Source organism: Ilumatobacter coccineus YM16-304, assembly GCF_000348785.1.
Classification (GTDB): Bacteria; Actinomycetota; Acidimicrobiia; order Acidimicrobiales; family Ilumatobacteraceae; genus Ilumatobacter_A; species Ilumatobacter_A coccineus.
Window position 1 is genome coordinate 1,080,712 of the sequence record NC_020520.1, and the last position, 24,101, is coordinate 1,104,812.

Sequence of the window (24,101 nt, forward strand, 5' to 3'; positions counted from 1 at the left end):
CGGCGCGCCGAGCATCGGATTCGGTCGCGCCGACGCTCACTTCGCCTCCGACCAGCGGCGGATCACGCTCGTGTCGGCCACGAATCGAACGGCCGGGTCGGCGGCCGGCGCCCACCGATGCGCCGTCTCCTGCAGGCATCGTTCGAGCACCTCGGCCACGTCGTCGCCGTGTTGCTCGGGGGCGTGCACGACGAGTTCGTCGTGCAAGCAGAGCACCACGTGGGCGCCCAGAGCTGCACCGCGAGCCCGAACGAGCACGGCCCACATCTTGAAGAACTCGGCGGCCGCGCCCTGCACCATGGCGTTGCGCCCGTACCGACCGCGAGCCGCGGCACGCGACCGGACGTCGCTGTCGGTCATCTGGTCGCTGACCGACCCCGACATGCGCACCCGTCGGCCTCCGAAGGTGGTGAGGTCGTTGCCGCCCTGCGCGGCCTCGTCGGCGGCGCGGAGGTAGCCCATGGCCACGGGGTACTCGCGCTCGAGGCCGGCGAGCGCTTCGGCGCCCTTTCCGGTCGTCTGGCCGTACATGGCGCCGAGCACGGCGACCTTGGCGATGTCACGCTCCACGCGCAGGCGTGTCGCGACGGTCAGGTACATGTCGTCCTCGTGCGTCGCCCGGGCGAGAGCCGCGTCGCCCGACACGGCGGCAAGGATGCGCGGCTCGATCTGACCGAGGTCGGCACGAACGAACACGTGACCCGGCTCGGCCGCGATCGCCGGTCGGAGCTCGGCGGGCATGTTGTGGAGCCCGGCCGTGGCGGTCATCCGTCCGGCGGCACCGTCGGACCCCGACCAGTGGCCGCGCAAGCGATCGTCGGCGCCGACGTGCTCGTCGACCCACGCGAAGCCGAAGGTCGTGCGGATGCGTTCCGCTCGTCGCCAGTCGAGCAGCGGCGAAACGATCGGGTGCGCGTCGACGAGGCGTTCGAGTCGCCAGGCGCGGGTGTCGGGGACCTCGATGCCGACGCGTCGGAGCAGCGATTTCACCTGGTCGGGGCTGCGCAGGTCGAAGTCGATCCCGGGCGGCAGGTGCTGCAGCACCTCGGCGTCTCGGCGCTCGAGTTGCTCGCGTTCTTCGAGCACGTTCGCCGGTCGCGGGCCGACGAATCCGGCGATGATCGACTCGCCCGTCGCACGGTCGAAGGGGAGCCCGTCTCGTTCGAGTTCGGCGCACAGCATCTCGGCCGCCGACTCCGACCAGACGGTCCGCTCCCGACGCGCCGGGTCGGGCGTGGGGCCGAGGGTGTCATCGGCAGGGGAGCGGATGGTGGAATGGTGCAGGTCGTACACCTGCATGGCCAGGCGGGCCCACGCCTCGAGACGTTGCGGTGCGCTCGCCCATCCGCCCTGTACCCAGTCGGGCCGAAGGTAGCCGTCGGCGCGGACCGGCTGGTCGGGGTCGCCCTCGTCGAGGTCGTGTGTGAACAGGTCGACGGGAGCGTCGGTCGGGATGGATGCGATGTCGAGGCGATGGGCCGCGGCCCAGATGCGGTCGGAGTCGCTCTGCCATCCACCGTTGATCAACCGATGCGACGCAACGAGGTCCCAGCACTTGGCGACTCGAACGTGGAGGTCGAGGAGGTGCCGGGCCGTGTCTTTCGACCACCACACCCAGCGGGGCGAGTGCGCAGCGTCGAGATGCTCGATGGCGGCGGCGATGTCGGCGGGCTCGACGAACAGCGCGTCGCCTCGGGCGGTGACGATCGCGGCGCCCGTATCGGTGGCGATCGCGAGGGCGAGCGGTGCGCCGTGGTCGACCGGGAGGTCGGCCAGTCCGGCGATGTCGGGGAGGCTGCCCGTGTCGTCGCCCTCGTCCACTGTCGGCAGGTTACGTCGACCACAGACCCCCACCGCCAACCTGGTTATTTCCATCCCGGATGGAAATAACCAGGTCGGCGGCTCAAGGCGGGCGGATCGCGTGCCGATGCGGGCGGTGTGAGTGCTGCGTCGTTTCCTCCACCGAGGCCGGATGAGCGGGCGCGGCTCGACGCGCCACCCGCACCGGCGTGGTCGGCGCCCGATCGACGCGTGGCCGACCGTCGTCGCTCACAGCCCTCGAAGCGATTCTCGTGGGGACGCACGACGATCCGCGAGCGCCGACTCGGTGCTCGTCTCGATCGAGAACTCGCGCCGATCGGCGCGGTGCTGCACGGGTGTCGGATTCCCGATGCCACGCATCGAATCGACCATCTCATCGTCGCTCCGACCGGTGTCTGGACGGTGGTGGCCGAGCACTCGTCGGGGGCGGTGTCGGTCACCGGCCCGAAGGGCGATCAGCGCCTGCATCTCGGTGATCAGGACCAGCAGGGGCGGATCACGACGGCGTCGTTCGCCGCGGAGCGGGTGCGTCAGTTGCTCGTGCCGGTCGGGTTCGACTGGGTCGATGTGTCGGCGACCTTGTGCTTTACCAACGCGAAGTGGGGAATGATCGCCAAGGAGGTCGAGATCGGCGGGGTGTGCGTCACCTGGGGCAAGGCGTTGGTCGATCGTGTGGGCACACCGGGCCCGATCTCGGTCAAGGACGCGAAGTCGATCGCCGAGGTGCTCGGGCAGCAGGTGATCGTCGACGACGTGTCGACTCGACGGACGTAGCTCAGCCCCAGCCGAGTTGGTGGAGTCGTTCGTCGTCGATGCCGGCGGCGTGCGCGACTTCGTGGATGACGGTGACGTACACCTCGTCGACGAGTTCGTCCATGGTCTCGCACATCTCGCACAGGGCGTGTCGGTAGATCGACACGACGTCGGGGCCTTCTTGCCCGGTGCGTTCGGTGTGCGGTACGCCTTCGTAGAGGCCGAGGAGGTCGTGCTCGACGGGGTGTCGATCGTGGATCTGGACGACGACGTTGTCGAGCACGTGCTGCAGTTCGTCGGGCAGATCGTCGAGCGCATCAGCCACCAACCGATCAAACCGATACTTCGGAACGATCTCCACGACTACGACGCAACCAGGGCCAGAATCAGATGACTTTGAGGGCGTCGGAGTAGACCTTCTTGGGCTTCATGTCGACGGCGATCTGGCGGGCGATCTCGTGGAACGCCTGCGCCGTCTCCGACTCGGGGTCGACCGCGGTGATCGGCTTGCCGTCGTCGCCGCCTTCGCGCAGCGCTTCGACCAACGGCAGCTTGCCGAGCAGCGGTACACCGATCTCGTCGGCGAGTTCCTGGCCGCCGCCCGATCCGAAGATCTCGTAGCGCTTGCCGTCGTCGCCGGTGAACCACGACATGTTCTCGATCACGCCGCGCACGGGGAGGTTGACCTTCTCGGCCATGGCGGCCGACATGGCGGCGACCTTCTGTGCGGCGGGCTGCGGCGTGGTGACGACGAACACCTCACCGCGCGGCAGGTATTGGGCGAGCGAGAGGGCGATGTCGCCGGTGCCGGGCGGCATGTCGATGAGGAGGAAGTCGGGCTCGTCCCAGAACACGTCGGTGAGGAACTGCTCGAGCGCCTTGTGCAGCATTGGGCCACGCCAGATGACGGCTTGGCCCGGCGGGACGAAGTAGCCCATCGAGATGCAGCGAACGCCCCACATCTCCGGCGGCACGAGCATCTCGTCGATCACGACCGGTTCGCGGTCGGTGCCGAGCATGCGGGGGATGGAGTAGCCGTAGATGTCGGCGTCGACGACGCCGACCGAGTAACCCTGCGCGGCGAGGGCCACGGCGAGGTTGGTGGTGACCGACGACTTGCCCACACCGCCCTTGCCGGACGAGATGAGCAGTGGGCGGGTCTTGGAGCCGTTCTTGGCGAAGGGGATCTCGCGTCCTTCGGCGTGGCCGTGTGCCTGGTTGGATCCGGCCGAGGCCGCTCCGCCGCCACCGTGTACGAGCTTGCGGACGTTCTCACGTTCCTCGTCGGTCATGACGGTGAACTCGAGGTCGATCGACTCGACGCCGTCGAGTTCGGTGGCTGCTTCGGACACCCGCTTGGTGATCTCGCCCTTCAGCGGGCAGCCGGGAACGGTGAGGGCGACGAGCACGCCCACGACACCGTTGTCGCGGATCTGGACGGCCTTGAGCATGCCGAGGTCGACGATCGATCGATGGAGTTCCGGGTCTTCGACCGGTCGGAGGGCCTCGATGACCTGATCTTCGGTGACGGGAGTCTGAGCCATGTGTCCAGTGTGGCGACACGGCGTCGAATTCCCACGGGATGGCCCGTGGAAACCCACCCGGACGGTTTGTCTCAGAGACAAACCGTCCGGGGTGGCTCAGAAGGGCAGGACCTTGGTGACGGTGTCGTCGCTCCCGTCGATGACGAAGAGGTTCGTGCCGTTGAACATGATTCGGCCCGGGTTCGACCCGAGTTCGATGGTGCTCACCGCGGCTCGATTGCGCGGGTCGACGACGTGGGCCACGTCGTCGGTCGAGTCGGTCACGTACAGGAAGTTGCCGTCGTAGGCGATGTGGCCGGCGCTGCTGCCCACGGTGAAGGTGTCGATCACCGTCAGCGTGACCGGGTCGATGACGGTGACGACGTTGGTGAAGAAGCCGCTCGCGACGTAGACGTACTGGCCGTCGTGGACGATGGAGTTGGGGCCCGGGTCGACGGCGATCTCCGACCCGACGAGCGTGTCGGTCGCCGTGTCGATCACGTACACGTCGTTGTTCTGCCCGTCGGTGACGTACATGTACTCACCGTCGGTCGCAAAACCAGCGTGGGACGCGGTGACCGAGGTCGTGATCGTCGCGACGACGGCGTTGGTCGCGGTGCTGATCACCGAGACCGATCCCTGGTTGCCGACGTAGATCTTCCCGTTGGCGAATCCAATGCCTCTCGGGCTGACGCCGACGGGTATCGGGCTGCCGACGATGGTCTCGGTCGCCGGGTCGACGACGATGACGGTGTTCGAGTCGGTCGTCACGTACATGTGTGTGCCGTCGTACGCGATCCCGCGGGGGCTCGTGCCGAGCGGGAGCGTGCCGGTGACGATGTTGGCGACCGGGTCGACGATCGACAGATCGTCGTCGTCGTGGTTGGCCACGAAAACTCTGGTCCCGTCGCTGGCGATGCCCTGTGGCAGGTCGCCCACGTCGATGACGGCCGGACGCCCGGGGTCGTCGTACCACTGCCCGAGCAGAATCTGCTCGTCGCTGATGCGATTGGGCGCGCCGTCTGCACCGTCTGCGCCGGGCGCTCCGGCCGGACCAGGGGTGCCGTTCGATCCGGCGGGCCCAGCGGGTCCTGCGGGGCCGGTGCTCCCGACGTTCGACGACGGCTGGTAGTAGCCGTTCACGTCCATGACGACGTGGACCTCGCCGAACGCGTTGTACACGTTGAATTCGCCGGACGGCGACAGGGGGACGTTCGCGGCGTTGGGTGTGGGCGCTTGGCCGGCGACGTAGTTGAGGTTGGCGGTACCGGGGTTGTCGACGTCGCCCGGGAAGAGCGTCATGAAGCTTCGGGCTGTCGGCGCGATGGCGACGGTGTTCGTCGCGATCGCTGTCGCCGATGCCGGGATCTCGCAGGTGCTGTCGGCGTCGGTGCCGTCGTGGGCTCCGAAGGTTGCGGTGTCGTCGGCCGCGATCTTGGTCGATCGCGGCCCGACGTTGACGTCGCCGGGTCGGGTGTCGATCAATCGACACGGGGTGATGGGGACGAAGACGGTCTCGTCGACCGCGTCGGCACCGCGAACGAAGTGCGTACCGACTCCGATCGATCCCAGTGCCAGCGCGCCGGCGGTTCCTACGGTGACAGCTCGTGAGTGTTTCATGGGTGACAGTGATGCACGGGACCGTCAACCGAGTGTCAAACGCCTGCTCGCGTGGCCTGAACGGACCGGAACGCCACGGTGTCAGTGCGTCACGGTGTCAGTGCGTCACGGTGTCAGCGCGCCACGGTGTCAGCGCGTCAGGAGTTTTCTCAGTGTGTCGTCGGCGAGCGACGAGACGTAGAGGTTGGTTCCGTCGAACATGACGTCGTATGCGCCGGGGATGTCGATCGGCGCCCCGACCACCTCGTCGATGGTCGGGTCGATCGCCAGGACGGTGCCGTCGTTGTTGTTGGCGACGTGGAGCAGCGAACCGTCGTAGGCGAGGGTCACGGGGGCATCGCCGACGGCGATGGTGTCGATGATCGTGTGACTCGTCGTGTCGACGACCGAGACGTCGTCGCCCTGCACGTTCGCGACGTAGACGTGTCTGCCGGTGAAAGCGATTCCGGAGGGGTCGTCGCCGGCGGGAATCGTTGCGACGATCGCGTTCGACGTGGTGTCGACGACCTGGATCGAGTCGGCCGACTGGTTGGCGATGTAGAGCTCGTCGCCGGTGAAGGCGAGTCCGTTCGGTCCGTTGTCGGTGTCGATCGGCGTTCCGGTGAGTGCGTTCGAGGTGGGGTCGATCATCATGACGCGGTCGAGGCTCTGGGCCGTGACGTAGACGAGGTCGTCGCCGGTCGTGACGGCCGACGGGTTCGATCCGCCGGGGAGTGTGATGGTGGTGACGACGCTCAGTTCGTCGGCATCGATCACGGTCACCGAGGCGTCGAGTTGGTTGACGACGTAGATCATCCCGAAGCCGTAGGCGATGCCGAACGGGCCGTCGCCGACTGCGATCGTCGCGACGACATCGGCCGAGTCCGGATCGACGACGCTGACGTCGTCGGACTCGTAGTTCGCTGCGAACACGTGGTCCGGGCTCGCTGCGGTGTCGAAGGGGAGGTGTCCCACGGCAACGACGCCCTCTCGCCCGGGGTCGAGGTCCCATCGCAACGAGGCGATCGCTTCGTCGTCGATCCGGTTCACCGGACCGGGTGGGCCGTCGGCGCCCGCCGGACCTGCGGGGCCGGCCGGGCCCGGGCTGCCGATCGACGACGACGGCTGGAAGTAGCCGCTGACGTCGACCACGACGTTCACGTCACCGAACGCGTTGTACACGCTGAAGCGACCGTCGCTCGACAGCGGGATCGTCGCAGCGTTGGGTGTCGGCGCCTGGCCGGCGACGTAGTTGAGGTTGGCCGTGCCGGGGTTGTCGACGTCGGCGGGGTGCAACGTCATGAACGACCGGGCGGTGGGCGCGATCGCGACGACGTTGGCGACGATGGCCGTGGCGTCGGTCGGCAGTTCGCAGTCGCTGTTGCCGTCTCCCGTCGCCCACGCGGTGAACGTCGCGGTGTCGTCCGCGCCGATGGGTGTCGCCCGCGGGCCGACGTTGGTCGACGGCCCTGGCCGCGTGTCGACCAGACGGCACGGCGTGACCGGCACGAACACGGTCTCCGCCTGGTCGGCGCCGGCGCCTGTGCCGGTTGCACCGAGCACGCCTCCGAGGGCAGACGCTCCCAGCGCCGCGGTGGCAAAGCCGAGTGTGGTCAGCGCGATGCGTGTTCGTCGTGGCATGTGTCGAGGATCGACGAGGTCACTCAAGACCCACTCAATCCTCGGCGCACGTGCGTCGACGCGGCGCGTCGAAACGATCAGTCGCGGTGCTGCGCGTACTCGATCACTCGTGTCATCACGGTGTCGTTCGACTTCTCGAGCGATCCCATGTCGAAGGGTGGCTGGGGGTCGTACTCGATCATCAGTTGCGCGGCTTCGGCGGCGGTGCGGTCGTAGAGCAACTCGACGAGGCGGAGCGCCATGTCGATTCCCGACGACACGCCGGCAGCGGTGATGATCCGTCGATCGAGGTGCTCGACCACGCGGTCGGGTACCGGCGTCGAACCGTGCTGGGTCAACACGTCACGCGCTCCCCAGTGCGTCGTCGCCGTCAGCCCCTCGAGCAGCCCGGCGGCGGCGAGCACGAGCGAACCGGTGCACACCGAGGTGGTGTACGTGGTGGTCGGATGCACCGAGCGCACCCAGTCGAGCACCTGCTCGTCGGTCAGGAGGGCGCGGGTGCCGTGCCCGCCGGGGAAGACGACGATGTCAGGAGTGGGGAAGTCGTCGAACGTGCCGTCGGCCTCGATGCCGAGCATGCCGTTCTCCGAGCGGACCACCCCTCGCTCCGCGGCGATGAACGTGATGTCGATGTCGGGGATGCGTTGGAGCACTTCGTACGGGCCGATGCCGTCGAGTGCGGTGAACTTCGGGAACAGTGGGATGACGGCCTGGAGGCTCATGCGGAACTGCTTTCTGTGTGTGGTGGATGCTGGATGAGAGTGCGCGAATCGGCAGCGTGGGAGAAGCGCTGCCGGTATGCCTCGGGGCTGACGCCGAGGTGACGGTGCAGCGATCGGCGCAGCGTCTCGGCGGTACCGAATCCGCACCGTGCGGCGATGGAGGCGACCGTGTCGTCGGAGCGCTCGAGCTCGTGGCGCGCTGCGTCGATGCGGATGCGCGACACGAACTTCGCCGGCGACAGTCCGACCTCGTCGGTGAACCTGCGGACGAAGTGCCGTTCACTCATCGCCACCCGGGCGGCGAGCGCGGCCACTCGATGGTCGCCACCGGGGTCGTCGATCACCGACTCCTGCGCCTGCTGGATCGGCCCGACCGGAGCCTGACGGATCCAGGTGGGTGAGGCGAACTGTGACTGCCCGCCGGGCCGGCGGAGGTACATGACGAGCCAGCGGCCGACCTCCTGCGCGATCTCGGTCGAGTGATCGTGTTCGACGATGGCCAGACACAGATCGATGCCCGCGGTCACGCCGGCAGACGACCACACGTCGTGACGCCCGGGCAGATCGGAGCGGATGAAGATGGGATCGGCGTCGACCGTGACCGCCGGGTGCGCCTCGGCGAGCCGGTTCGCACGGGCCCAGTGGGTGGTGACGCGATGACCGTCGAGCGCGCCGGTGACCGCGGCGAGCGTGGCGCCCGTGCACACGGTGACCAGACGGGTCGATCGAGCGATGAGATCGTCGAGTGCAGCGACGAAACGAGGGTCGGATCGATGACGCCAGACGGCGAACCCGCCGGCGACCACGAGGGTGTCGATCGGTTCCAAAATCGAGGCAAAGGATTCGGTGTCGAGACGGACCGCGCTCTCCGTGGTGACCACACCACCGTCGAGTGAAGCAATCGTCACGTGGTAGCCCGCCGCCCGGTCGGCACCGGTCGCGTTCATCACGCTGTTCGCCCCGGCGAACACCTCGGCCGGTCCGGCGACGTCGAGCGACTGGACTCCGGGGAAGGCGACCACGACCACTCGATGCATGACGCAATCCTGCGGGAAATCGGAGCTGGCGTCAATGACACGATCCCAACAAATCACGCCACGATGGCCGGCGGCGAGGCAACACCTGTTTCGGTTGGCGAGGCGGCATTCTCGTCGTGCGAGAACGACAAAAGTGGCATATACGCTGGCGTTTTGTCGCTGCCACGGAGCGTGAAAGAACGCTCAAAAGTTCGTCATTCGCGTTGTTCTCGAAACCGCGTTAAGTATCTTTCGACGCACGCAAAGCGACTGCATCGGGGGCAATCGTCGTCGAGAGCACCGCTGAATTCGGGAGGATTCGGACCAGATGAAACGACTGTCACGACGCTCGCGAGTGCTCGCTCCGGCACTCGCACTTCTCGCCGCGGTGGGCGGACTCGCCATCGCTCCGGACCGACCTGTCGCCGCCCTGACGTCGGCCGAGAACCTCCCGGTGTCGGTCAACGTCTCGCGAACCAACCAGTCGAGCGCGGGCGACCGGACCCTCCACGATGCACCGATCTCGTTCGCCCAGTTCGACGACTCGGCCAACACGCTCAACAGCGCCACCCTGTCGTGGAACCTGAGCATCACCGGCGAGCGAAGCGGCGGATCGAGGGGCACCCTCAGGCTCTCGTACGGCGGCGACCTCGCGGCCGAGGCCCTGACCTACGACACACCGCAGAAGACGTTCACCCTCGTCGGGAGTGCCCCGGTCACATCGGGTCACCTCGGCACCGGGACGTTCTCGCCGAGCAACCTCCTCATCAGGTACACCGGCATCAGCGGAACCTTCCCCTGGGGCGTCGAGGCAGCCGTCACCGGCACGGTCACGATGACCTACGACTACACCGCCGGGGTCGCCGACACCACGCCGCCGGTCGTCACCGTTCCGTCCAACGTGGTCGCCGAGCAGACGAGTATGGCCGGGGCCGTCGTGACCTACAGCGGCCAGACGTTCACCGACAACGTGGGGGTGACCTCGTCGGGTTGCACGCCGGCATCCGGTTCGACATTCGGGCCCGGCCCGACGACGGTCACCTGCACCGCCTCCGACGCCGCCGGGAACACGGCGAGCGACACGTTCACCGTCCTCGTCCAGGACACCACCGACCCGGTGGTGGGGATCATCGTCTCCTCGCCCGTCGAGGCGACCGGTCCGGGCGGAGCGCCGGTCCCGTTCTGGGTGTCGGTCGCCGACGATTCGGCAACAGCATCGTTGGACTCGTGTTCGCCGGCCTCCGGGGAGACGTTCCCGATCGGCTCGACCACGATCTCGTGCACGGCGAGCGACGCCTCGTCCAACACCGGCGGCGACACGGCGACCGTGGTCGTTCAAGACACGACCGACCCGACCGTCGTCGTGCCGAGCAACATCGTTTCCGAAGCGACCGGTCCGTCGGGTGCCACCGTCTCGTACCCCGCTGCGACCTACAGCGATGCGGTCGGCGTGGTCAGCTCCGGTTGTAGCCCGGCGAGCAACACGTCCTTCTCGATCGGCGCCAACACGGTGACCTGCTCCGCCACCGACAACGCGGGCAACACCGGTTCCGACAGCTTCCTCATCACGGTGGAGGACACGACCGACCCGGTCGTCGTGGCGCCGAGCAACATGGTTCGCGAAGCGACGAGTTCGGCAGGCGCGGTGGTCACGTATCCCGCTGCCACGTACAGCGACGCGGTCGGCGTGGTGAGCTCGGGGTGCAGCCCGACATCGGGATCCACCTTCTCGATCGGTGTGAACACCGTCGTGTGCAACGCGGCCGACGCCGCCGGCAACACGGGAACCGACACGTTCACCATCACGGTGAGCGACACCACGCCGCCCGTCGCCTCGGTGATCGTGAGCTCGCCGGTCGAAGCCACCGGCTCATCCGGAGCCACGGTGACCTACACCGTCGACGCCACCGATGACGACAGCATCGACTCGGTCGTGTGCAACCCGCCGTCGGGCTCGACGTTCGGTATCGGCACGACCACGATCAACTGCACGGTCACCGATCCGTCGTCGAACTCGACGTCGGCGAGCGGCTCCGTCACCGTGGTCGACACGACCGCTCCGACGATCGCCGTTCCTGCCGACTTCGGCGTGGAGCAGCAATCTGCCGCGGGTTCGGTGGTGACGTACAGCGCGACGTTCACCGATGCGGTCGGCGTGACGAGTTCGTCGTGTGTGCCGGCGTCGGGGTCGGCGTTCGGGCCTGGAGCGACGACGGTGACGTGTGAGGCCGAGGATGCTGCGGGCAACGATGCGAGTGATTCATTCGTCGTCACCGTCTCCGATTCGGTCGCCCCTGCGATCGTGGTGCCGAGCGATTTCGGTGTGGAGCAGGAATCTGCTGCTGGTTCGGTGGTGACGTACAGCGCGACGTTCACCGATGCGGTCGGCGTGACGAGTTCGTCGTGTGTGCCGGCGTCGGGGTCGGCGTTCGGGCCTGGAGCGACGACGGTGACGTGTGAGGCCGAGGATGCTGCGGGCAACGATGCGAGTGATTCATTCGTCGTCACGGTCTCGGACTCGGTCGCTCCGACGATCGTGGTGCCGAGTGACTTCGAGGTGGAGCAGGACTCGGCCGCCGGTTCGGTGGTGACGTACAGCGCGACGTTCGCCGATGCGGTCGGCGTGACGAGCTCGAGCTGTGCTCCGGCATCGGGTTTGACGTTTTCTCCTGGCCCGACCCTCGTGACGTGCGTGGCCGAGGATGCCGCGGGCAACGACGCCAACGACTCGTTCGTCGTGACCGTCCGTGACACGACCGCTCCGGCTGCGTCGATCGTCGTCGACGACACGTTCGAGGCCACCGGCCCGAGCGGTGCGACGGTGACCTACACCGTCGACGCCACCGATGTCGACGGGATCGACTCGGTCGTGTGCACTCCCTTGTCGGGCAGTGTGTTCCCGATCGGTTCCACCGCCATCGACTGCACCATCACCGACGCATCGTCGAACGAGACCAGGGCCATGGCGACCGTGACGGTCGAAGACACCACCGAGCCGACCGTGACCGTCCCGACCGACGTGGTGGCCGAGGCGGCAGGCCCCGACGGGGCTGTCGCCGACTACAGCGGACAGAGCTTCGTCGACGTCGTCGGCGTCGAGTCGTCGGGGTGCACCCCGGCTTCGGGGACGACGTTCGCGATCGGTGCGACCACGGTGACGTGCAGTGCCTCCGATGCCGCGGGCAACACCGGATCGGCAACGTTCACCGTCACGGTGAGCGACACCACCGCTCCGACTGCGACCACTCCCGATGACGTGGTGGCCGAGGCGGCGGGCCCAGACGGCGCGACCGTCGCGTTCGCCGTGCCGGCCGACGATGCCGTCGGCGTCGATGCCATCGTCTGCGACCACGAGCCGGGGTCGACGTTCGCCGTGGGCACCACCGAGGTGACCTGCTCGGTCGCTGACGCGGCGGGCAACAGCACCGCCGTGAGCTTCTCGATCACGATCGTCGACACCACGCCGCCGGCTGTCGTCGACGCGCCGACGATCGTCGCCGAAGCGACCGGCCTCGACGGGGCGCCGGTCACCTTCGACCTCGACGTCTCCGACGTCGTCGGTGTGGCGACGGTGGAGTGCGATCCGCCTTCGGGTTCGACCATGGGCATCGGCACACACGCGGTGACCTGCACGATCACCGATGCGGCCGGCAACTCGACGTCGACGACCTTCGACGTCACCGTGGCCGACACGACCGCTCCGGCCGTCCCGTCGGACGCGCCTGAACTGAGCCAGTCGTTCGTGTTGCCGGCGGGTGCGCAGAGTGGCGTGATCAACTACGAACTGCCCGACATCGTGGAGGCAGCGGGCGCCGTCGAGGTGGCCTGCACCCCGGCGTCGGGGAGCACGTTCGGCGTCGGTGTGCACGACATCGAGTGCACGGCGACCGATGGTGCCGGCAACTCGACGCCGTTCACGATCGAGATGGTCGTCGCCGGTGCGTCCGGCGGTCCGTCGCTCCCGGCCACGGGTCGCGGGGTCCACCCGTGGCTGCTCCTCGGAGCATTCGCCATCGCCCTCGGCACGTTCCTCTCGGGGTCGAGCCGGCGGGTCCGCCGCAGCTGATCGAGGCGGGCAACGCCGACACGACGGGGAGTCCTCGACGTGTCGGCGATGCCGCCCAGCGGGAACCTGGCCCGCTCCGGCAAGCGAACGGGCGCGGAGACCGGTCAGCGAAGGGGTCAGGAATGGCCGGTCAGCAGCACATCGCAACGCTCGCCGACGTTGCGCCGACCCCAGCGATCAGAGTGGGAGGTGTCGTGCGACGACGTATCCGGCCGACCAGAGGGATGCGCCGTCGAAGTGCATGGACCGCGGAGAGATGTCCGGGATGGCGCCGACCTTGCTCCGAGTGGTGGGGTCGACGATGATGATTTCGGCTTCGGTCGGGTTGCCGACGTAGAGCCAGCGCCCGTCGTACTCGATCGGTCCGACGTCGACGCTCGCCCCGATCGCGAACGCGGAGCCGACCTCCAGACCCGTGGTCGGGTCCATCGTGCGCATCACCTGGTCATCGATGTCCCAGCCGTAGAGCAACGTGCCGTCGGAGGCCAGGTGGTGGAAATCCTCGGCGATGCCGGTCAGGGTCTGCACGTCGAGATCGGCATCGATCTCGACCATCTGATCGGCGGCGCTGTTGATCGCGACGAAGACGTCGGTTCCGACCGCAGCGATGCCGCGGGTGGGGGCCGCCAAGCCGATGTCGTCGACGACACCAGGCGTCGACGGGTTGGCGTCGACCTGCTGACCCGTCGCGAGATCGACGACGGTGACGAACGAGTCGACGGAACCGCCGACGTACAGCCGACCGTTGGCCACGGCCGCGTACTCGGCACCGGTGGGCGCCGCGATCGGCGCGCCGATGGGTGCCAGCGTGGCCAGGTCGAAGCGTTGGATCGAACCGGGCGACGAGAACGGACTCGACGGATCGAACGCCGTGACGTAGACGTCGTCACCGAACACGGTGATGTCACGTGCACGGCCCTGTGCGGGGCTCGCGCTGCCCGCCGCGAGCGTCGCTCCGGTGTCGATGGCGAGTCGCTCGATGCCGCCGTTGAAGCCGATCAGGAGGTCGGTGCCGTCGGACCACACGGCCTCCGACTGCAACCCTGTCACGTCGTATGTTCGGAATCGGCCGGGGTCGCGATCCCAGCGGCCTTCGAGGATGTCGTCGAGCGGCATCCGGTTCGGGTCGGGAGCGTCACCGGGAGGGCCTTGTGCGCCGGTGGCTCCCGGTTGCCCAGGGTCGCCCTTCGGGCCCGGGTCGCCGGCGGGAGCGTCGCTCGTCGCCGGCTGGTAGTAGCCGTTGATGTCGATGACGACGTGGACGTCGCCGAACGCGTTGAACACGTTGAACGTGCCCGTCGGTGACAGCGGAACGTTGGCGGCGTTGGGTGTGGGGGCTTGGCCCGCGGTGTAGTTCAGGTTGGCGGTGCCGGGGTTGTCGACATCGCCTGGGTACAGCGTCATGAAGCTGCGCGCCGTGGGAGCGATCGCAACGGTGTTGGTGGCGATCGCGGTGGCGGTTGCCGGGATGTCGCAGGGGGAGTCGGCGTCGCCGGTGCCCCACGCGGTGAAGGTGGCGGTTTCGTCGGGGCCGATCTTGGTGTCGCGTGGGCCGACGTTGATGTCGCCGGGGCGGGTGTCGACGAGTCGGCACGGGGTGATCGAGACGAAGATCGATTCCGACGATTCACCGGCACCCGACACGAACTGGGTACCGATCACGGCACCGGTCACGGCGAGTGCGGCGACCGTGGTGAGTTGAGCAAGGCGGGTCGACATCATCGTGGCAACAATCGTTGGATCGTGTTGGCTGCAGGGTTGGACACCCACACGCTGGTGCCGTCGAAGTAGATGTCTTCAGGGTCATCGACGGGAACCGACCCGACGACGGTGTGTGTGACCGGGTCGATCACCATGACCGTGTCCGCGGTGGCCTCCGTGAGGTACAGCCACCGACCGTCGTAGGCGAGTTCTCGTGGAGCGGGCGAGGCGGGAATCCCGGTACCGATGCCAGGGTCGATGTCGACGACCTGACGGCTTGCGACCTCGACCTTGTTCACCGAGCCCTCGCCTCCGTTCGTTGCCCAGACGTAGTCGCCTGTGCCGATCATTCCGGTGATGCTGGTGCCGACCGACACGAAGCCGGCGGGGGTCGAGAGCGAATCCAGTTCGACGATCGCGATGTTGCCGTCATAGCCCGACACCCAGGCCTCGTTGCCGACGATGACGACCTGCTCGGGTTCGGTGCCGACGGAGACCAACTCGACGGCGCGCGTCGCGAGGTCGATGACGGCGACCTGGTCGCTGGCGTTGAGTGAGACGACCAACTGCGTGTCGCCGACGGCGAGATCCGCAGGGAGGGTCGATGGATCCAGCACGATGTCTGCGCCGTCGCGCTGCAGCGTTGTCGGGTCGATGACGCTGACGGTGTGGAAGTTGATGTTCGCCGTGTACAGCCGGCCGTTGCCGTAGGCGATCCCGAGCGGTCCGGATCCGGGATCGAGGGCGATGGGTTGGGTCCCCGGCGTCGTCGGGTCGGCATCGACCTGCTCGTTCGTGGACGGGTCGATCACGATCACGCCGTCGGTTGTGGTGACGAACAGGTACGTCCCGTCGGACGCGAAGGCTTTCGGTCGAGATTCGACAGCGATAGTGACGGGGTCGGCGGGATCCTCGAACCAGCGCAGTTCGGCGATCTGCTCGTCGCTGATGCGGTTCGAGACGCCATCCCTGGCGTCGGGGCCGACGGAGCCGTTGACGCCGTTTCGTCCGGCATTGCCCTGCGGTCCGGTCGGACCCTGCGGCCCGACGTTCGACGACGGTTGGTAGTAGCCGTTGACGTCGATGACGACATGGACCTCGCCGAAGGCGTTGAAGACGTTGAACGTGCCGGTGGCCGACAGGGGGACGTTGGCGGCGTTGGGAGTAGGCGCTTGGCCGGCGGTGTAGTTGAGGTTGGCGGTGCCGGGGTTGTCGACGTCTGCCGGGTAGAGCGTCATGAAGCTGCGTGCGGTGGGGGCGATGGCAACGGTGTTGGTCGCGATCGCGGTGGCGGTTGCCGGGATGTCGCAGGGGGAGTCGGCGTCGCCGGTGCCCCACGCTGTGAAGGTCGCGGTTTCGTCGGGGCCGATCTTGGTGTCGCGTGGGCCGACGTTGATGTCGCCGGGTCGGGTGTCGACGAGTCGGCACGGGGTGATCGAGACGAAGATCGATTCCGATGATTCACCGGCGCCCGAGGCGAACTGCGTGCCGACGGCGACACCCGACGCGGCCAGGGTCACAGCGACCGTTGCGGAGATGAGTGTGCGGCGACTCATCGCGGAAGAATCCTCTGCACCGTGTTGTCCAAGGAGTTCGACACCCAGACACTGGTGCCGTCGAACATGGCTCCCCACGGCCCAGCGCCGACGGGAATCGTTCCGACGACGGTCTGGAACAGCGGATCGATCACATCGACCGTGTTGGAGTAGTAGTTGGCGAGGTAGACCGACGTGCCGTCGAAGGCAACGGCGGTCGGCGAGGTCGGTTCTCCGAGGAGGATCGTGTTCGTCACGGTGTTCGTCGAAGGGTCGATGACCGACACGCTGCTCTCGCCCGAGGTGTTGGCGAAGTTGGTGTTGGCGACCCAGATCTGGCCGGCGCCGTAGGCGACATCGTTGGGACCGAGGCCGACCGTGATCGACGTCGCTCCCGATCCGAGGTCGTTCGGGTCGATCACCGACACGGTGTTGCCGAGCGCGTTCGCCACGTAGACGTCGGTCGCCGAGCGGGCGACACCGCGTGGCGACGCGCCGACCGAGATCGTTGCGACGACCGTCCCGCTGGCGAGGTCGACCACGCTCACCGAGTTGCTGGCGGCGTTGGCGACGAACAGCACGTCGTCGACCACCGTCATGCCGGCCGGGATGACCCCGACGGTGACCGACGTGCCGGTGAACGCCCGCGTCGCCGGATCGATCGTGCGCACCGTTCCGGGCGAGACGCCATCCGGGTGACCGACAGCGACGTAGACGAGTCCGTCGTGCACGTGGAGATCATTGGTGTAACCGTCGACCGGCACTCGGGCGACCACGGAGTTCGTGCCGGGGTCGATCACCGTCACCTCGCTGCTACCGGTGTTGCTGAAGTTGGCCACGTAGACCACGTCGCCATCGGTGACCATCGCATGCGGGACGTCGCCGGTGGGCCCGATGGTGGCCGGCTTGGCGGGGTCGAGTTCCCACCGTTCGTCGCGCATGTCAGCCGGGTCGAATCGGTAGGGGTCGCCAGAGGCACCAGCGGGTCCGACCGCACCATCGGTTCCGTCGGGCCCGGTGGGACCCTGGTCTCCCTGCGGGCCCTTCGCGCCGACGTCGTCGCTCGGTTGGAAGAACCCGTTGACGTCGATCACGACGTGGACCGTGCCGAACGCGTTGAACACGTTGAACTCACCGCTCGCCGACAGCGGCACGTTCGCGGCGTTGGGAGTGGGAGCCTGGCCGGCGGTGTAGTTGAGGTTGGCGGTGCCGGGGTTGTCGACGCCGGCCGGGTAGAGCGTCATGAAGCTGCGTGCGGTGGGGGCGATGGCGACGGTGTTGGTGGCGATCGCCGTCGCGGTCGCGGGGATGTCGCAGGGCGAGTCGGCGTCGCCGGAACCCCACGCCGTGAAGGTGGCCGTCTCCTCGGCGCCGATGGCGGTTGCACGCGGGCCGACGTTGACATCGTCACCAGGTCGGGTGTCGATGAGGCGGCAGGGGGTGATCGACACGAACACCGACTCGGCCGACTCGCCGGCACCCGAGGCGATCTGCGTGCCGACGACAGCGCAGGCAGCGAAGATCGACGCGGCCGCCGCGATGTTCCACCCCCGTCCCTGCACGCGGCCGACCATAGCCCATGGCAATCGGCGGCCGTCCAGAGTTCTGCGCGGGAGCAGATCGGCGAGCGGCGCGGCAGTCGAAGCGGCGTCGACCGGTAGCGTGGAGGCGTGGACGTACGCATCGGAGTGACCCAGGCCCCTCGTGAGATCAGCATCGAACTCGGCGACGACGCCGATCGTGCCGATCTGAAGGCTCGCATCGAAGCGGCGCTGTCGGGAGCCTCCGACGTGCTGGCCATCACCGACAAGCGTGGCAACGAGTCGTTCGTCCCGTCGGCGAAGATCGCCTACGTCGAACTCGGCTCCCAGGAGGGCGGCCGTTCCATCGGCTTCGGTAGCTGACGCGGCTCACCCACGACCCGCTGTGGTGACGAGCCCGTCGCAGCAGCACCCCATCACAACATGAACTCGCTTCTCGACCTCGACCTTCTCTGGGTGACCGGGAAGGGCGGCGTGGGCAAGACCACCGTGGCGGCCGCCATCGCCGAGGTCGCCGCGTCGTCGGGGCGACGCGTGCTCGTCTGTGAGATGGACGCGAAGGGCGCCCTCGCCACGGCCTTCGAAGTCGGCGAGCTCGAGTTCGACCCGACCGAAGTGCAGCCGAACCTGCACGCCATGACGATGAGCACCGAGGACTCCCTGCGCGAGTACCTCCGACTCTTCGTCAAGATCCCGTTCCTCGGACGCATCGGCCCCCTCGCCTCCACGTTCGACTTCGTCGCCGACGCCGCTCCAGGCGTCAAGGAGATCCTGGCCGTCGGCAAGCTCTGCTACGAGGTGCGAGAGCGGCACTACGACCTCGTCATCGTCGACGCCGAAGCCTCCGGCCACGTCGTCAGCCAGATCGGTGCGCCGAAGGTCATCGCCGATCTCGTGCAGGTCGGCCTCGTCAAAGACCAGACCCAGTGGATGCTCGACATCCTCGAAGACCCCACCCGTACGGGTGTCGCCGTGGTCACCACGCCGGAGGAGATGCCGGTGACCGAGTCGATCGAGCTGCTCGAGAAGCTGACCGCCGAAACCGGCAGTCATCCTCGAGTCGTCGTCGCCAACCGCGTGTTGCCGGCCATGTTCAACCGCCGCGAGCAGCCGATCGCCCAGCGGCTCGGCGAGGTGCTGCCGATCCTCACCGACGCGATCGGGCCGGGCGTCGACGCGGTGGTCGAGGCGGGCACGATCGTCGAGGCTCGGCGGACCATCGGCGCCGGACACCTCGATCGTCTCCGCACCGCGATCGCCGAGTTCGACCTCACCGTCGACGACGCGCCACTGCCGATCCTCACCGTCCCCGAACTCTTTGGACGATCACACGGTCGTCGCGTCGTGTCGCTCGTCGCCGACTCCCTGAGTGACGAGCTCGACGTATGAGCCAGCGCGACCTCGACTCCCTGCTCGCCAGCCGCGAGATGATCCTGGTGGCCGGGTCGGGCGGCGTCGGCAAGACCACCGTCGCCGCCGCGATGGGCATCGCCGCGGTACAACGCCATGCCGGCAAGGTGCTCGTCCTCACCGTCGACCCGGCACGTCGCTTGGCCACGGCACTCGGTCTCGAAGCTTTCGGCAACACGCCCGTACGCATCGACCCCAAGGCGCTGAAGCGGGCCGGCATCACCGCCCGCGGTGAGCTCCACGTGGCGATGCTCGACACGAAGGCCGGGTGGGACGAACTCATCGAGCGGCATGCCCCCGATCACGCCACGCGCGACGCGGTACTCGCCAATCCGCTCTACCAGAACATCACCGGTCGCTTCGTGCGCAGTCACGACTACCTGGCGATGGAGCAGCTGCACGATCTGCACGCCACCGGCGAGTACGACCTCGTCATCGTCGACACGCCGCCGTCGCGCAACGCGCTCACGATCCTCGATGCTCCGAGTCAGATGGCCGAGTTCTTCGGGAGTCGCTTGCTTCGTTGGCTCACGGTGCCGTACCGCTCGCGGCTGTTCACCGTCGCTTCCAAGCCGTTCTACAAGGTCGCCGACGGCGTGCTCGGCTCCCGCTTCCTGCAAGACATCGCCGACTTCTTCATCCTGTTCCAGGCGATGGAGAAGGGGTTCGTCACACGCGCCCGAATGGTCGAGGCGCTGCTCGTCGATCCGCGTACCGCGTTCGTCATCGTGTCGACCCTCGAAACGGCGCCGAGCCACGAAGCGGCATTCCTCGCCCGCGAACTCGAAGACCGCCACATGCCGCTGGGGGCGATCATCGCCAACCGCGTCCTCCCGTCCGATCTGGCCGAGTCGCAGTCGCGCCGTGCCGCCGAAGCACTGCTCGCCGCCGTCGCCGACAACGACTCCACGCTCGCCCACGACGTGGCCGACGCATTCGTCGACGGAGCGCCGGCCGACGCCGACGTCAAGCGCGTGCGGCGGGTGTTGCGCCAGCTCGCGACGCGCTTCGACGACCTGTCGATGGTGGCGGCACGCGAAGCCGACCGGCGGGCAGAACTGGCCGAGATCGCCCCGCTGATGCTCGACATCCCGTGGCTGTCGGGCGACATCCACGACCTCGCCGGACTCCAGAATTTGGCGGAGTACCTGCGCGACTGACTCCGATGCGGCAGACTCACCAGTGATGACGTCGCTTGCAGACCTCTCCCGCGAACACTCCCTTCTCGATCGCGAAGACATCGACCACCTGAATCGGCTGTCGGCCGAGTGGGCTTTTCTCGCCGATCTGTGCTTCGCCGACCTGTTCTTACACATCCGGGCACAGTCCGGTCGGTGGATGGTGGTCGACCAGGTTCGACCCGCCACCAACCAGACGATGTACGTCACCGACCACGTCGGCAAGTGGGCGACGGCGGGCGAAGACCAGATCAACGCGTCGTTCGAGACCGGCATGCGCATCGAAGGCGAGATCGAACCCGTCGACGGTGACACGGCCGACTCGTCGTCGATCGCCCGCATCGTGGCGATCCCGGTCCGACGTGCCGGACGGGTCATCGCGGTGCTGACCAAGGAGTGGATCGTGCGCGCCGGCCGGCTTCCGGGCGAGCTCGAACACCACTACTCGCTGATCTTCGAGAAGTTCGTCGAGATGATCGAACACGGCACGTTCCCGTTCGAAGGTCGTGTGGCCGACTCCAGCGCGGCGCCGCGCGTGGGCGACGGCGTGCTCATGCTCGACGGTGATGGTGCGGTCACGTACGTGTCGCCGAACGCGACGACCGCGCTGCACCGAGTCGGCATCCACGCCAACCCGGTCGGCATGCGGTTGGCCGAACTCGGCTTCCACGACGGCGCAGCGCGTCAGGCGTTCGAGCGGCGCGAACCGGTCATCGAAGAGTTCGAGCAAGGGTCCGACGTGGCGTTGCTCGCACGCTGCGTTCCGTTGCTCCGCGGTGAACCCGACTCCGCCACGGTGGCCGGCGGCCTGCTGCTGCTCCGTGACGTCACCGAGCTACGCAAGCGTGACCGACTCCTCTTGTCGAAAGACGCCACGATCCGCGAGATCCATCACCGGGTCAAGAACAACCTGCAGACGATCTCGTCGCTGCTCCGCCTGCAGGCCCGTCGACTCGAGAGCGACGAAGCCAAAGCGGCCGTGGGCGAATCGGTGCGCCGTATCCGCACGATCGCCCTCGTGCACGAGTCGCTCTCTCGCGAGGCCGGTGACGACATCGCGTTCATCGAGATCGTTCGTCCGCTGCTGCGTCTCGCCGAGGAAGGGCTGCAGTCGCCCGATCGCCCGGTGCGGTTCTCGGTCACGGGCTCGGGCGGACGCATTCCGGCCGACACGGCCACACCGCTCTCGGTGGTGCTCACCGAACTGCTGCAGAACGCCGTCGACCACGGGTTCCCCGAAGGCAGCGGCGGGGGAGAGGTCGCCGTTGTGCTCGGTCGTGAAGGCGAGCATCTCGAACTGCGCGTGATCGACAACGGGCGCGGACTCGACCCGGGCTTCGAGATCGATCAGGCCACCGGACTCGGCCTCTCGATCGTGCGCACGCTCGTGACGACCGAACTCAACGGCACGATCGTGATGCGCCCGGCCACGCAGGCCGACCTCGAAGCCGTGTCGCTCGAAGGCGTCGGAAACGCCCGCGGCACCGTCGTAGAACTCCGCGTCCACACCCGCGACGACTGACGACGCGCAGGAACACCGCTCGCCCCGCCCCCTCCCAGTCGGTTTGTGTGACCGATTCTGACGGCGGGGCGCGCTTTTGGTCACACAGACTGCGAGCTTCGGGTTTGTGTGACCGATTCTGACGGTGGCACGCGCTTTCGCTCACGCAGATCGGTGGGTGTGTCATCGTTTGGTGAGGCTGGCGCGTTGTAGGGGTGTATGTCGTTCGAAGAGCAGTTCGCAGAGTTGGCGCCGTTGGCGTATCGCACTGCGTTCCGGATCGTCGGCGTGCGTTCCGAAGCGGAGGAGATCGCACAGGACACGATGGCGAAGGCCTTGCAACGCTGGTCGAAGATCAGCGGCCACGCCCGCCCCTGGGTCTGCCGTGTCGCCGCGAACGACGCGATCGGAGCCGTTCGCAAACGCAACCGACGACGGTCGATCGACCGGCAGACGTTCACCCCTGACCCGACCGACGGCGGTGCAGCGGCGGTGCAACGGCTCGATCTGCAGCGCGTGCTGCTCGATCTCCCGAAGCGACAGCGAGAGGTGGTGGCCCTTCGCTACGTCGCCGATCTCACCGAAGCCGACGTGGCCGCCGAGCTGAAGCTGTCGCTCGGCACCGTGAAGACCCACGCGCGGCGCGCCCTCGAGGCGCTCCGCACCGCGCTGGGCGACGACGAATCATCGGCGACCACTCACACCACATCACCGACCGACTCGACCGCACACACGGAGGCGACGACCGATGCTCGAACAACTTGACGATCCCAACCCGCCGGAGTTCGGCACGCTCGAACTGGGCAACGCGCTGCGCCGAGGCGCCGCTCGTCAGCGGAGAACGCGCCTGGGCGCCGTCTCGGTGGTCACCGTGTCGAGCCTCGTGCTCGGCGGTGTGCTGATCGGCCGGGCCACGGCCGATGCTCCCGACCGTGTGGTCACCTCGCAGCCCGAGGCGACCGTGACGCCAACGGTCCCCGACGACACGCTGCCGCTCACCGTCGACACGACCGTGCCGGCCATCACCGAGCCCGCCACGACGACCACCGTCGACCCACTCGAAGCAACCGAGTTCCCGCTGCTGGGAGATCGGGAGACCTCGCTCGGCGTCGACGAGTGGCTCCTCCCGCGCGACCTGCCCGACGGCTTCGAACAGCGCGGGGCATCGATCAACTACCAACTCGGGGTCGGTCCCGACGGCGAGCCGGATGTCAGTGGCGAGAGCAGAGTGCGCGTTCGGGCCATGTCCATCGTCGACGTCGGAGCCGACGACGCGAGCGTCGAGCTTCCCGCGACACCAGCCGGGCTGAGTCAGATCGACATCGAGATCAACGAGCGCCCGCTCGGAATCACTTCGTTCAACGGGTCTGCGCTTGCCACCATGGAGATCGGCGGAGTCGAATGGCAACTCTCCACCTCCGACGGTCAGTCTCTCGGATACGACCATCTTGCTGAGCGCCGGGTGGGTGAGGGGTCGGTCGTGGTGCGAGGGTTCGGCAACGCGATCGGCGAGGAACAGTTTCTGCGAGTCGTCGAGAGCCTGGCGATCGTGCCGCGGTCGGAGGTCAGCGAGCCCGTGATCGACCCGTGGAGCCCCGACACCATCGAGATCGCGGAGGTCGAGGCCTTCGGCGAGTCGTACAGCGTGCGGCTCCAGACCTTCGACGGCGTGGAGGGGCACGACGGGCCCTGGACGTGCCGGTACGAGCTGGCCGATCTCGGCTACTCCACCATCTGCGGCGACGACAACGTTGTTGACGGTGTGATGACCGGCGTCGAATTCCACAACGCGCACCACAACCAGGAGACGAACGAACTCGAAGTGTCGGCCTACGGCCTCGTGAGCCACGACGTCGATCGCATCGAACTGCTGATGTTCAACGACGAGGTCGTCACCGTCCGCCCGGAGTCGACCGTGGAGGCACTCGACCGCGACGCGTGGGTGATGGTCGGATCGTTCCCGATCGGGCAGCGACTCGACCTCGGCGAGTTCCCGGTCTTCCTGCCCCCGACGATCCAGTCGATGACGGCCTACGACATCGACGGCAACGTGCTCGCCACCGACGTGGCCGACGACTGGCGCGACGAGTGATC

Annotated in this window: 18 protein-coding genes; 8 read left to right on the plus strand and 10 right to left on the minus strand. The window is 67.7% G+C overall.

All coding sequences use genetic code 11. The features are described 5' to 3' along the window. Window positions 1–36: 36 nt before the first annotated feature. The gene (locus YM304_RS04865; RefSeq protein WP_197536929.1) at window positions 37–1,821 is read right to left on the minus strand and encodes a DNA polymerase; all 1,785 of its coding nucleotides are present in this window, start codon (window positions 1,819–1,821) and stop codon (window positions 37–39) included. Between the two features lie 210 nt (window positions 1,822–2,031). On the opposite strand from YM304_RS04865, the gene YM304_RS22025 reads away from it, so the two are divergent. Further along, window positions 2,032–2,595: a nuclease-related domain-containing protein gene (locus YM304_RS22025; protein ID WP_015440532.1), complete on the plus strand. Its 564-nt coding sequence runs from the start codon at window positions 2,032–2,034 to the stop codon at window positions 2,593–2,595. A 1-nt stretch (window position 2,596) separates the two neighbouring features. Here YM304_RS22025 and YM304_RS04875 read toward each other — a convergent pair whose 3' ends face one another. The 6 genes from YM304_RS04875 to YM304_RS04900 all read right to left on the minus strand — a co-directional run bounded on the left by YM304_RS04875 (window position 2,597) and on the right by YM304_RS04900 (window position 9,096). Then, a complete protein-coding gene (locus YM304_RS04875; RefSeq protein WP_015440533.1) occupies window positions 2,597–2,935 on the minus strand; it encodes a metallopeptidase family protein in 339 nt (112 codons plus the stop codon). 25 nt (window positions 2,936–2,960) lie between these two features. Next, window positions 2,961–4,118, minus strand: coding sequence for an Mrp/NBP35 family ATP-binding protein (locus YM304_RS04880; RefSeq protein ID WP_015440534.1), 1,158 nt, complete (start codon window positions 4,116–4,118; stop codon window positions 2,961–2,963). A gap of 96 nt (window positions 4,119–4,214) precedes the next feature. After that, the gene (locus YM304_RS04885; protein ID WP_015440535.1) at window positions 4,215–5,717 is read right to left on the minus strand and encodes a beta-propeller fold lactonase family protein; all 1,503 of its coding nucleotides are present in this window, start codon (window positions 5,715–5,717) and stop codon (window positions 4,215–4,217) included. Between the two features lie 129 nt (window positions 5,718–5,846). Beyond that, window positions 5,847–7,337 carry a YncE family protein gene (locus YM304_RS04890; protein ID WP_015440536.1) on the minus strand — a complete coding sequence of 497 codons (1,491 nt, stop codon included), beginning with the start codon at window positions 7,335–7,337 and terminating at the stop codon, window positions 5,847–5,849. 77 nt (window positions 7,338–7,414) lie between these two features. Continuing rightward, window positions 7,415–8,059 carry a DJ-1/PfpI family protein gene (locus YM304_RS04895; RefSeq protein WP_015440537.1) on the minus strand — a complete coding sequence of 215 codons (645 nt, stop codon included), beginning with the start codon at window positions 8,057–8,059 and terminating at the stop codon, window positions 7,415–7,417. Further along, window positions 8,056–9,096, minus strand: a complete 1,041-nt coding sequence (locus YM304_RS04900) for a GlxA family transcriptional regulator (protein ID WP_015440538.1) — start codon at window positions 9,094–9,096, stop codon at window positions 8,056–8,058. The genes YM304_RS04895 and YM304_RS04900 overlap by 4 nt, the downstream gene beginning before the upstream one ends. A gap of 307 nt (window positions 9,097–9,403) precedes the next feature. Between YM304_RS04900 and YM304_RS22030 the strand changes: the two genes are divergently transcribed. After that, entirely contained in the window at window positions 9,404–13,141 is a 3,738-nt protein-coding gene (locus YM304_RS22030; protein ID WP_015440539.1) for a beta strand repeat-containing protein, read from the plus strand. A gap of 177 nt (window positions 13,142–13,318) precedes the next feature. On the opposite strand, the gene YM304_RS25270 is transcribed toward YM304_RS22030, so the two are convergent. The 3 genes from YM304_RS25270 to YM304_RS04920 are packed head-to-tail and all read right to left on the minus strand — an operon-like array spanning window position 13,319 to window position 17,939. Continuing rightward, window positions 13,319–14,863, minus strand: coding sequence for a collagen-like protein (locus YM304_RS25270; protein WP_015440540.1), 1,545 nt, complete (start codon window positions 14,861–14,863; stop codon window positions 13,319–13,321). Then, window positions 14,860–16,398: a YncE family protein gene (locus YM304_RS25275; RefSeq protein ID WP_015440541.1), complete on the minus strand. Its 1,539-nt coding sequence runs from the start codon at window positions 16,396–16,398 to the stop codon at window positions 14,860–14,862. Before YM304_RS25275 ends, YM304_RS25270 begins: the two co-directional genes overlap by 4 nt. Further along, on the minus strand, window positions 16,395–17,939 hold the full coding sequence (locus tag YM304_RS04920) for a YncE family protein (RefSeq protein WP_154723307.1): 1,545 nt from the start codon (window positions 17,937–17,939) through the stop codon (window positions 16,395–16,397). The genes YM304_RS25275 and YM304_RS04920 overlap by 4 nt, the downstream gene beginning before the upstream one ends. Before the next feature lie 108 nt (window positions 17,940–18,047). On the opposite strand from YM304_RS04920, the gene YM304_RS04925 reads away from it, so the two are divergent. The 6 genes from YM304_RS04925 (at window position 18,048) to YM304_RS04950 (ending at window position 24,099) form a co-directional block, all read left to right on the plus strand. After that, window positions 18,048–18,281, plus strand: coding sequence for a DUF3107 domain-containing protein (locus tag YM304_RS04925; RefSeq protein WP_015440543.1), 234 nt, complete (start codon window positions 18,048–18,050; stop codon window positions 18,279–18,281). A gap of 60 nt (window positions 18,282–18,341) precedes the next feature. After that, window positions 18,342–19,307: an ArsA family ATPase gene (locus YM304_RS04930; RefSeq protein ID WP_015440544.1), complete on the plus strand. Its 966-nt coding sequence runs from the start codon at window positions 18,342–18,344 to the stop codon at window positions 19,305–19,307. Next, window positions 19,304–20,488, plus strand: coding sequence for an ArsA family ATPase (locus YM304_RS04935; protein ID WP_015440545.1), 1,185 nt, complete (start codon window positions 19,304–19,306; stop codon window positions 20,486–20,488). Before YM304_RS04930 ends, YM304_RS04935 begins: the two co-directional genes overlap by 4 nt. Before the next feature lie 25 nt (window positions 20,489–20,513). Next, on the plus strand, window positions 20,514–22,028 hold the full coding sequence (locus tag YM304_RS04940) for a sensor histidine kinase (RefSeq protein WP_015440546.1): 1,515 nt from the start codon (window positions 20,514–20,516) through the stop codon (window positions 22,026–22,028). A gap of 198 nt (window positions 22,029–22,226) precedes the next feature. Beyond that, complete coding sequence (locus YM304_RS04945) at window positions 22,227–22,772, plus strand: RNA polymerase sigma factor (protein WP_015440547.1); 546 nt, start codon at window positions 22,227–22,229, stop codon at window positions 22,770–22,772. Continuing rightward, on the plus strand, window positions 22,756–24,099 hold the full coding sequence (locus tag YM304_RS04950; RefSeq protein WP_015440548.1) for a hypothetical protein: 1,344 nt from the start codon (window positions 22,756–22,758) through the stop codon (window positions 24,097–24,099). Before YM304_RS04945 ends, YM304_RS04950 begins: the two co-directional genes overlap by 17 nt. Window positions 24,100–24,101 lie beyond the last annotated feature (2 nt).

Excerpts from the sequence above, each read along its gene's own strand:
- YM304_RS04880 (WP_015440534.1), bottom strand. The coding sequence starts at position 4,118 with ATGGCTCAGACTCCCGTCACCGAAGATCAGGTCATCGAGGCCCTCCGA.
- YM304_RS04885 (WP_015440535.1), bottom strand. The coding sequence starts at position 5,717 with ATGAAACACTCACGAGCTGTCACCGTAGGAACCGCCGGCGCGCTGGCA.
- YM304_RS04890 (WP_015440536.1), bottom strand. The coding sequence starts at position 7,337 with ATGCCACGACGAACACGCATCGCGCTGACCACACTCGGCTTTGCCACC.
- YM304_RS04895 (WP_015440537.1), bottom strand. The coding sequence starts at position 8,059 with ATGAGCCTCCAGGCCGTCATCCCACTGTTCCCGAAGTTCACCGCACTC.
- YM304_RS04900 (WP_015440538.1), bottom strand. The coding sequence starts at position 9,096 with ATGCATCGAGTGGTCGTGGTCGCCTTCCCCGGAGTCCAGTCGCTCGAC.
- YM304_RS22030 (WP_015440539.1), top strand. The coding sequence starts at position 9,404 with ATGAAACGACTGTCACGACGCTCGCGAGTGCTCGCTCCGGCACTCGCA.
- YM304_RS25270 (WP_015440540.1), bottom strand. The coding sequence starts at position 14,863 with ATGATGTCGACCCGCCTTGCTCAACTCACCACGGTCGCCGCACTCGCC.
- YM304_RS25275 (WP_015440541.1), bottom strand. The coding sequence starts at position 16,398 with ATGAGTCGCCGCACACTCATCTCCGCAACGGTCGCTGTGACCCTGGCC.
- YM304_RS04930 (WP_015440544.1), top strand. The coding sequence starts at position 18,342 with ATGAACTCGCTTCTCGACCTCGACCTTCTCTGGGTGACCGGGAAGGGC.
- YM304_RS04935 (WP_015440545.1), top strand. The coding sequence starts at position 19,304 with ATGAGCCAGCGCGACCTCGACTCCCTGCTCGCCAGCCGCGAGATGATC.
- YM304_RS04940 (WP_015440546.1), top strand. The coding sequence starts at position 20,514 with ATGACGTCGCTTGCAGACCTCTCCCGCGAACACTCCCTTCTCGATCGC.
- YM304_RS04945 (WP_015440547.1), top strand. The coding sequence starts at position 22,227 with ATGTCGTTCGAAGAGCAGTTCGCAGAGTTGGCGCCGTTGGCGTATCGC.
- YM304_RS04950 (WP_015440548.1), top strand. The coding sequence starts at position 22,756 with ATGCTCGAACAACTTGACGATCCCAACCCGCCGGAGTTCGGCACGCTC.